We start from the raw sequence: 9901 nt of genomic DNA on the forward strand, positions 1-9901 counted from the left end.
CTCTAGCATAGTAAAAGCTTTTTTCATTAAATTTATCCTCTAATCATCTTTTATAATCTTAAAATTTGCGATTTTTACGCCGAATTTATAGACCGCTATATTACCATAATTATCTTTCTGGTCCAAAATTGCTAATCGCAAATTTGCGTCCGGATGAGCGTCTATGCCGTAAAATTTAAGTCTCAAATCTAGCTTTTTATCGTCCGTGAAAATTTTTTCTACGCCTTCATTTTTTAGCTCTTTTGCAAGCTCTTTTGCTACATGATATCTATAGACAAAATGCTTGGTCGGGTCTTTTAGCACGCCGTAAAGCATCTCGTTAAAAAGTACGAACAAAAACCCAACGAGCAAAGAAGCCGCCGCAAAAGAAGCTAAAATTTTATACCCGCGTCTAAACATCGGCAGTCTCACGCGGTAAGAGCTAAAAAATACCCGAACCAAAATCGGCACGGAAATAACGCAAAAAGGCAGGTAGTTTTCGAGCTCAAGCCGCTGTCTGATCGATAAAACCAAGCAAAACAAAAATGCCGTTATACAAACGAACCAGAGCAAATTTTTGGTCTCTTTTATCCAAATTCTATACATAGCATAGACGAAATAGACGAAAACAAAAGGCGAAAACGCGGCAGCAAAGATACTCACGGTGTCAAGCAGATGGCCTCTTGGTTTACCGCCCGAGTTAAATCCGTAAAGATAAAAACAAAGCGCAAAAAGCAGCGCCGCCACCCACGCCATCTTAGCGTCGCGCCTATAGACGGCAAATATAAAAATAGCCGAAAAATAAACCAAAAATGCGCCGCTAATAAAAGGCAACACACACAAAAGCGCGTAAAAAGCAAGCATTTTGCGTAGCTGATAAAGATAAATACTTAAAAGCGAAAGCGCGATTATGATGCCGGCGTCGTTTACCAAGATCGCCGACGCCATCGTCGCAGGAAGCAGTATAAACACGACCGCGCTTACTACTCGGTCAAATTTGCGTTTTAAAATTTGCTTTGAGACCTTGTATAGCAGCGCGACGCTAAAAATGTGGCAAAAAACGAAAGGAAGGCGCAAAGCATAGTCGTTTTGTCCGAAAATCTCAACCGAAGCTCTAGCCAAAACGGCTGAAATTTTAGGCGAGTTATAAAACGCATCCGCCTCGTAGTAGCTAATGCTAAGCGTGCTAATCGCGTACGACAAAAAGCAAAAATCTATAAGGCAGATGATAAAAAGTAAAAACGTTTCCGAGCGCAACATGGCTAAAATTTGGGCTTAAATTTGCTCTTCCCAGAAAAACTCTATCCACTCATGTGCCTCTCTTACCGTGAAATCAGGCAGCAAAAGAGCTTTGCGTTTATAAAAGATAGTCGCGATCTTTAGCTCGATATGCGGGAAGCGCTTTAAAAGCTCTTGTTTGATAGCTATCATGCTCTCGCCCGTATCTATCATATCGTCCACTATCAAAATTTTATTAAATTTAGATAGATCGGGGACGTTAAAGATATCGATAGTATCGAGCTTTTTAGTCTCTTCGTAGTGGATTGAGTTTAGCGTAAAAAGATTGCGGTTATTTAGCAAGCTCGCCAAAAAATGCCCCAAAGTAAGCCCGCCGCGGGCGATTGCCAAAATCACCTCGGGCTCGAAATTTGCTTTGATATCTCGCACCATTATTTTTACGTCTTTATGAAATTCCTCAAATGGATACTTCAGCATATTCTCTCCTTAATGCACTAAAAATACTATAAAACTAATGAGCGCAAGTACGATAACGCCGATATTTACGTATTCCCACTCCCGTCTAATGATACGAACCAGCAAATACGCCATAAATCCAAACGAAAGTCCCGTCGTGATCGAGTACGTAAGCGGCATCAAAATAACTATCAAAAACGTCGAGATAGCGATGGCCGGATCTTTAAAATTTATATTTCCAAGCTCGCTAAACATCAGCACGCCCACCATCACGAGTATCGGATATATCGCGTTTGAAGGGATAGCTTTAAAAAGCGGCAACATAAAAATCGTAAGTACGAAAAATAGTCCGCAAAACACCGCCGTTAGTCCCGTTTTACCGCCCTCTTCTACGCCGCTAGCGCTCTCGGCAAATGACGTCGTAGTGCTAACGCCTACTAGCGAACCAACCATCGTGGCTACCGCGTCGGCTTCGAGAGTTTTTTCTAGTTTTTCGACGCCTTTTTGATTGCTCTCGTCAAAGATCCCCGCTCTATTTCCCACGCCCGCTAGCGTACCGATAGAGTCGAAAAGATCGGTCACGAAAAATGTAACGATTACCGGAAGCAGCGCAAAAGATAGCGCGCCCATGATGTCAAGCTCTAAAAATATCGGCGAGATCGAAGCCGGTAGCGAGATAAATTCCTTCGGATACGGCGCAATGCCGAAAATCCAGGCGATCACAGATGTGGTAAATACCGCGATGATAAAGGCGCCTTTAACCTTCCACGCCCAAAAAAGTATAACGAAAAATAGTCCCACAAAGCCCAAAATAACGTTTGGATCTTTTAAATTTCCAAGTCCGACCAGCACGGCGTCATTATTTACAACTACTCCCATCTGCTGAAGTCCGACAAAGGCGATAAACGCGCCAATGCCCGCGCTTATCGAGCGCCTGACGTCGTCCGGGATAGATTTTAAGACCCAGATTCTAAAATTCGTAAAAGATAGCACGACGAAAATTATACCCGAGATGAAAACCACGCCCAGAGCCGTCTGCCACGGTATTTGCATACCAAGCACCAGACCGAATGTAAAATACGCGTTTAGCCCCATTCCCACGCTCATCGCCACAGGCGTGTTCGCCCACAGGCCGTTTAGCACGGTAGCGATCACGGTGATGAGCGCCGTAGCCGTGATGAGCGCGTCCATAGGCATGCCCGTTTTGCTCATGATTATCGCGTTTACAGGCACGATATACATCATCGTTAAAAAGGTCGTGAGTCCCGCGCTAAACTCGGTCTTTACGCTAGTGCCGTTTTGCTTGAGTTTAAAAAAATCCAATTCCGCCTCCTTAGTTATCGTAAATTTTTAGTTCGTTATACAAGCTATCTCGCTCTACGGGGACAAATCCCGACGTCTGAATGAGATCGGTAAAATTTCTAAGACTCATACCGCTTGCCGATTTCGCTCCGGCCGCGCTTTGGATGCTCTCTTTTTCTATCGTGCCGTCTAGATCATCAGCGCCGAATTCCTGCGCGACCATCGCTAAATTTATCGTCGACGTCGCCCAGTATGCCTTTATGTGCGCGACGTTATCGAGCACCAGGCGCGAGATAGCAAAGGTCTTTAAAATTTCGGCCGAGCCGGGATAGTTTTCCACTTTTAGATAGTTGTTGTCGCGCTGATAAACCAGCGGGATAAAGGCGTTAAATCCGCCAGTTTTGTCCTGTAAATCGCGAATCCTCAGCATATGATCGATGCGGTTTTGCCTGCTTTCTACGTGGCCAAACAGCATCGTAGCGTTGCTTTCCCTGCCTTTTTCGTGCCAAAGGCGGTGGATTTTGAGCCAGTTTTCCGAGCTTACCTTACCTTTGCAGATTTTACGCCTAACCTCTTCGTCAAAGATCTCCGCTCCACCGCCTGGCATCGAGTCTACGCCGTATTCGAGCATCTTTTCTACGACTTCTTCGTAGCTAAGGCCGTGTTTTCGCGAGAGGAAATCAACCTCCGCCGCTGTTAGCGCTTTGACGTGGATTTGCGGGTATTTTTCTTTTATTTTTTTAAAAATTTCCAAATACCACTGCCATGGCGTCTCGGGGTTGTGCGCCGAGACGATATGTATCTCTTTTGCGCCGCCGGCGACGCTTTTTTCGACGATTTTTAGGATCTCTTCGTGACTCATCGTATATGGGTTTGGATTTTTGCGGTTTGCGGAAAACGCGCAAAATTTACACACGTCCGCGCAGATGTTGGTCGGATTTATATGCCGATTTACGTTAAAAAACACCTTTTTGCCGTGCATTTTTCGCCGTTTGGAGTTTGCGAATTTACCCAGCGTAAAAAGATCTAGGTCATACAAGCCTGCGCATTCGTCCGCGTCCAGACGCTCGCCGCTTTGGAGTTTTTCTATTAAATTTGTCAAATTTTATTCCGAAAATAGATATTAAACGGCGATTATATGTTAAAAAAGCTTTGTTTTTGCAAAATTTTAGTATCATCGGATAAAATTTACACAAAAAGACGGCGGTAAAAAAGTGGCTTTAAAAGGAAATTTAAGCGGCGTTTTGGGCGGCGCAAATTTGGCCTCGCAGCTAAAAAAGCTTCAGGGCAAGGGCTTTGCAAATTTCATCGCAAAGCAAAGCGACGAGCTGATAAAAGCTCTGTGCACGCGGGTTTTGGACGAGATTTTTGCGGACTTTAACCCGGACGTCGATTTTATCCCGTTTTGCGTCATCGCTACCGAAAAGTACGCCGACAACCTCATCTCCACAAGCTCGGTTTTAGAAGTTTTACTCGTCTTTAAAGAAAACGCCGGCTTTAACGTCAAATTTATCCTAAAAAAGCTAGTCGCCACGCTTGAGAGCTCAAATTTAAAACTAAATATCAAAATTTGCGAGCTGGGCGAAATTTACGAAGCGCATAAAAACGACCATAAAGCAAAGGCCGCATTTAGCCGTATCCGCTACATCTGCGGCTCGCGTACGCTCTACAAAGCCGCGCGCTCACAGATTTATAAAACTCGCGAGTTTAACGCGCAAGAAAATCTCAAATTTTACGCCAAAAATCTGGGCGCCTTTAACGATATCCCAAACATAAAGCAAGAACCTGATCTAAAAAACGATCTAGGCGGCACGAACGACATCTACTACCTAAACTGCGCTCTAAACGGCTTTGAAAACGAGATCAGCATGCGCTCGCAGGCTCTAAAATTTATCGACGAAAAGGAGCTTAGCGCGCTAAATTTGGCGACAGATTTTATCCTTTGCGTAAAATCAGCGCAAAATTTAACCCTAGGCTCGGACGTTTTCGCCCCCGCAAAGCTAAACGAGATCACCGCGCTCATGCAAACCAAGTCCAAAAAAACGCAAGAAAACAGCAGCGTCATCTCGCAAAAGCTCTTTTCCTGCATGCACTCGGTCGCGGTTTTCTCGCGCTATCTGGTTTCTAGCTTTTACAGGAGCAAATTTACAAGCGGGGCTAAATTTAGCGAACTACGAGCTGCGCGGCTAAAAAACGGATTTTATAGGTTTGAAAATACCATTTACGTCCCGCTACACGTCCGCGCTAGGCCGCTAAATGCAGTGCTAAAACAGCTTTTGGCTCTTGGCGATGCGGAGTATAAATTTGACGTCGGAACGATCTTTTACCTAAAACGCGCGCAAATCAGCAAAGAGGACGCCGAGGATTCGCTCGCGCTTTTTAGAAAAATTTTGATGCGAAACCACGCTCACTGCATCATCAAGGCGCTTTTGGACGCGGAGATTTTGCCCGTTTTGGTTAAGCCGCTCGAGCACGCCGTAAATTTGGCCGAATTTGACGGCTACCATAAATTTAGCGTCGGCGAGCACTGCGTTTTAAGCGTCAAATTTGCCGAAAATATCAAAGATAAATTCGTAAAATCGCTCTACGACGAGCTTTGCATCGAGGGGCGCACGCTGCTAAAGCTAGCTTTGCTCCTGCATGACGCGGGCAAGGGGCTAGGCGGCGATCACTCGGTCGTGGGCTCAAATATCTTTCGCGCCTACGCCGCAAAGCTAAATTTGAGCGCAAAGGCCGTAAATATCGGCGTTACGCTCGTGCGCTACCACACGCTGATGAACGACGTGGCAAACCGCGAGGATATCTACGATCAGCGCACGATTTTTAGCTTTATCTCAAAACTAGGCGACCCGCAAACGCTAAAACTCTCCTACATCGTCGCTTATTGCGTGATAAACGCGACGGATGAAAAGCTCTATACGCCCTATCTGGCGCGACTTTTGCGCGAGCTTTACGGCATTTGTTTGCAAAGCTTTGAGGATGAAAATCTGCTCGATGAGGCTTCAAGGCGCGTAAAAAAGGAGCTTAGCATCAGGCGAAACGCTAAATTTGCAGCCTTAAGCGAAAATTTGAAAGAAAAAATTTTCGCTATCCGCTCAAATTTGCTCTTTGCTAAATACCAACCAGCAGATATCATTAGCATCGCCCAGGCCGCGCAAAGTGCGGATAAATTAAGCGTGCAAGTACAAAATCACCAAAGCCTAAGCATCGAAATTTACGCGCAAAACTATCCAAATTTAGCCGTTTTGCTCTCGGCTTTGGCCCACCTTGATCTTGGATTTATGGAGATTTTCGAGCTGTTTGACGGTAAATTTTACGTCAAGCTAGAGTTTAACAAAAACGTAAAATCAAGCGAGCTAGAAACTCTAAAAAACCTCATCGAGATCTCGCTAAAAAGCGGCGCCTCAGCGCAGATAAATCGCCCGATCATACTAAAAGGCGAGCTAAATTTCGACGCGAACCACTCGCAAGAGTACGCGAAGCTTGGCATAAACGCAAAAGATCAGCGCGGGCTGATGGCTTATGTATTGGGAGTTTTTAAGGAATTTGATGTAAAAATAGCCAACGCCAGAATCCAAACCGTAAAAAACAGGACGCGAAATTTGCTGCTTATACAAAAGCGCGAGGGCGTGGATTTGGGCGAAATTTTAAAATTATTAGAAAGCGAGTAAACATGTGCGGAATCGTCGGTTACGTCGGCAATAGAGAAAAAAGAGAGTTTATTTTAAACGGATTAAAAGAGCTTGAGTACCGCGGCTACGACAGCGCCGGCATGGCGGTGATGAGCCTAGAGGGCGGTTGCGACAAATGCGCGCAAGAAATCGCCTTTTTCAAAGCCATAGGCAAGCTTGAAAATTTAGCCAAAAAATCAGAGGGCTTTAGCTCTAGCGGCGAAGGCGTCGCGATCGGACACACGCGCTGGGCTACGCACGGCAAACCTACCGAGATCAACGCTCACCCGCACCTAGGCGAGCACTCTTTCGTCGTTCATAACGGCATCATCGAAAACTACAAAGAGCTAAAAGAGGAGCTTGAGGCAAAGGGCGTTAGCTTCCTCAGCCAAACCGACACCGAAGTCATCGTGCATCTTTTTGAGGAAAATTTAAAAACTATCGGCGAGCCGTTTAAAGCATACGAAGCCACGGTAGCGCGCCTACACGGAGCTTACGCGACGCTGCTTATCACCAAAACGGCTCCGGGCAAAATATTTTTCGCCAAGGACGCCGCGCCGCTAGCCATCGGAAAAAGCGATGGCAAAGAGGTATTTTTCGCCTCCTCCGACGCCCCGCTGATCGGCCTAGCCAAAGAGGTGTGCTACCTGGACGATAAAAGCTACGGGTTTGTTAGCATTGACGAGATCGCGGTTTTTAAAGACGCAAAAAAACTAAGCCCGAGCTTTGCCGCGCTGCCTGCGGACAAAAGCTACGCGCAAAAAGAGGGCTATAGGTTTTTTATGGAAAAAGAGATCTACGAGCAAAGCGCGGTAGTGAGCGAAACGCTAATGGGACGCGTCAAAGAGGATGCGGTAGGTCTTGAAAATTTAACCGACGAGTATCTACGAAATATCGACGATATCGTGATCTGCGCATGCGGCACGAGCTACCACGCAGCCCTTACGTCTAGCTACCTTTTTGAGAGGCTAGCTGACACGAGAGCTAAGGTCGAGATCGCGAGCGAATTTCGTTATAGACGCCCGAAACTAAACAAAAACGCTCTTTTTATCGTTATCTCGCAAAGCGGCGAAACCGCCGACACCCTAGAAGCGCTAAAAATCGCCAAGCAAGCAGGACTAAAGACGCTAGCCATCTGTAACGTCGATAATTCCTCGATCGTGCGATTAGCGGATGATACGCTGCTAACTCGCGCCGGCATCGAAAAGGGCGTAGCCAGCACCAAAGCCTTCGCCACGCAGGTCGTGACGCTGTGGATGCTAGCGCTGCAAATCGCGCAGGCTAAAGCCTCCATAAGCAAAGACGAGCTAAAAAGCGAGATCGCAGCACTCCTGCACGTTCCGCAAATTTTAAACATCAGCAAAGAGCCGCAAGAGCGTATCCGCCGCCTAGCCAAGCACTATTTGCACGGTCACGGCTTCTTTTTTATCGGACGCGATATATTCTACCCGCTGGCGCTCGAAGGCGCGCTAAAGCTCAAAGAGATCTCCTATCTGCACGCCGAGGGCTATCCTGCGGGCGAGATGAAACACGGCCCTATCGCGCTTGCCGACGAGAGGCTCTTTACGATCGCGCTAATGCCAAAAACCGTCCTCTACGACAAAACCAAGAGCAACGTCGAGGAGCTAGCCGCTCGCGACGCATATATACTTGCTATCAGCCCCGAGGAGTTCGAGCTTAGCGACGATTTTATAAAGACTAGCAAACAAGCTCACCCGATGAGCGAGTTTTTCGAGATGATGATTATCTTGCAGCTTTTTGCGCTGGAGATCGCCATGAGGCTGGGCAACGACGTAGATATGCCGCGAAACCTTGCTAAAAGCGTAACGGTAGAGTAAATTTAGTAGGAGAAATTTGACGAGCGGCGGCGTTAAATTTCGCTTTTAATCCTAATCTGCAAATTTGGGCGAGAGGTTGCCCGCCTAAATTTCTCTCAAATTTTATTCTAAATTTAAATACAAATTTATCGGCGCCCGGGAGTATCATGCAAAATTTAAACGAAAAATATGAAATTTATCAAAAAAGGCTAGATAAAAAGGCGGATCGCCTCGCGTCGCTGATGAACGACGCAAAATGGCTTAAGCTCTGCGAAATTTTAGATGCCTCGGAGTGCAAGGGCATACGCGTAAAACTGCTATCAAGCGGCGAGGAGATCGCGCTCATCTGCGGCTTTGGGTGCTTGGAGGATGGGTATTTTGACTGCGCCAACGGAGCTATTTTGTTTAAAGACTTGCACTGGGTTTTCGTGCCTAAATTTTACGAGCAAACGCGCATGAACAGAACCGAAAAGCTCGCCTCAAATTTTATCTCAAATCCGCTTGAAGCGGTGCTGGACGCCACGACAAAGGCGGGCAAATTTGACTACGAAATAGACGAAAACGGGCTAAAAATTTACGGATATAGATAAATTTACGCTACCAAACGGAGTCAAATTTAAAACTGCACTCGCTCGCCAAATGCTGCAAAATTTGATAAAATTTGACGAAATTTAACCCAAAGGAGCAAATATGGGCGCTCATCTATGCCCAAAATGCGGCGAAAACACGATATATTTCGACGGCATCTGCCACTCGTGCAGCCAAAGGCAGAGGCGGGATGAAACTTTAAACCTAAGCGCGGACGAAGTAGAAGCGATGATCCTAAAAATCGCGGATCGTGTCGACGAGATCGAAAAATGGGATGAGATTTGCAATGATTTTTGGGCGCTTTTTAGCCTGCTGGGCATCCACGATCCAAGGATCGCGCGAGCTGCGGCGGCAAAGGAAATCTACTATCCGCCAGAGCTCTACTTTGGCGCGCCGGACGACGTAAGAGACGCACTCGTAACAAAACTAAACTCGCTAGAGGACAACTCCAAAAACGTGCTAAACCACCTTCTTTGCGCGCTTGCCTGGCAGGGTGGCGAGCAGACGGCCGAGCTTTTTTACGAGCTGTATAAAAACCCGAGGCCGTGGCGTAAAAAGCTCTACGTGGGCACCAAGTTTTACGCAAAAATCGGCGGCTGGGAATTTGATGAGACGGGCGAGCGAAAATCTTTGGTTTTTGATAAATGCCTCACCGCAGTGCGCGTAAAAGATGGCAAGCGCGCGAGCCAAGACGCAAATTTAAACCCAAACCAAAACGCGGATGAGTCCGTACAGATCGGCGAACCTACAGGCCAAAAGTGCGAGTTTTGCGGCTGCGAGATGCTTGATATGCTGCGCCTAAAGGCAACCGATCCGCAGCTTGCGTTTTTAAATTTAAAGCACGACGCG

General features: G+C 46.5%; 8 protein-coding genes. 4 read left to right on the forward strand and 4 right to left on the reverse strand.

Annotation, left to right across the window (positions count from 1 at the left end; translation table 11 throughout):
- Positions 1-39: 39 nt before the first annotated feature.
- Genes Q0314_RS06265 through mqnE form a run of 4 tightly spaced genes read right to left on the reverse strand, consistent with a single transcriptional unit; the run spans position 40 to position 4078 of the window.
- Entirely contained in the window at positions 40-1239 is a 1200-nt protein-coding gene (locus tag Q0314_RS06265; protein ID WP_298057579.1) for a hypothetical protein, read from the reverse strand.
- 15 nt (positions 1240-1254) lie between these two features.
- The gene (locus Q0314_RS06270; RefSeq protein ID WP_298057581.1) at positions 1255-1695 is read right to left on the reverse strand and encodes a phosphoribosyltransferase family protein; all 441 of its coding nucleotides are present in this window, start codon (positions 1693-1695) and stop codon (positions 1255-1257) included.
- A gap of 9 nt (positions 1696-1704) precedes the next feature.
- Positions 1705-2997 carry an NCS2 family permease gene (locus tag Q0314_RS06275; protein ID WP_298057583.1) on the reverse strand — a complete coding sequence of 431 codons (1293 nt, stop codon included), beginning with the start codon at positions 2995-2997 and terminating at the stop codon, positions 1705-1707.
- 10 nt (positions 2998-3007) lie between these two features.
- Positions 3008-4078, reverse strand: coding sequence for an aminofutalosine synthase MqnE (gene mqnE / locus Q0314_RS06280; RefSeq protein WP_298057585.1), 1071 nt, complete (start codon positions 4076-4078; stop codon positions 3008-3010).
- Between the two features lie 112 nt (positions 4079-4190).
- On the opposite strand from mqnE, the gene Q0314_RS06285 reads away from it, so the two are divergent.
- The 4 genes from Q0314_RS06285 to Q0314_RS06300 all read left to right on the forward strand — a co-directional run.
- On the forward strand, positions 4191-6647 hold the full coding sequence (locus tag Q0314_RS06285) for an HD domain-containing protein (RefSeq protein ID WP_298057586.1): 2457 nt from the start codon (positions 4191-4193) through the stop codon (positions 6645-6647).
- Between the two features lie 2 nt (positions 6648-6649).
- Complete coding sequence (gene glmS / locus Q0314_RS06290; protein ID WP_298057587.1) at positions 6650-8485, forward strand: glutamine--fructose-6-phosphate transaminase (isomerizing); 1836 nt, start codon at positions 6650-6652, stop codon at positions 8483-8485.
- A gap of 146 nt (positions 8486-8631) precedes the next feature.
- Complete coding sequence (locus Q0314_RS06295; protein WP_298057589.1) at positions 8632-9054, forward strand: DUF6678 family protein; 423 nt, start codon at positions 8632-8634, stop codon at positions 9052-9054.
- Between the two features lie 100 nt (positions 9055-9154).
- Positions 9155-9901 (forward strand): cytochrome C (locus tag Q0314_RS06300; protein ID WP_298057590.1); only part of this gene is annotated, 747 nt, incomplete at its 3' end.

Origin of the sequence: uncultured Campylobacter sp. (genome assembly GCF_938040115.1) — a bacterium.
Classification (GTDB): domain Bacteria; phylum Campylobacterota; class Campylobacteria; order Campylobacterales; family Campylobacteraceae; genus Campylobacter_A.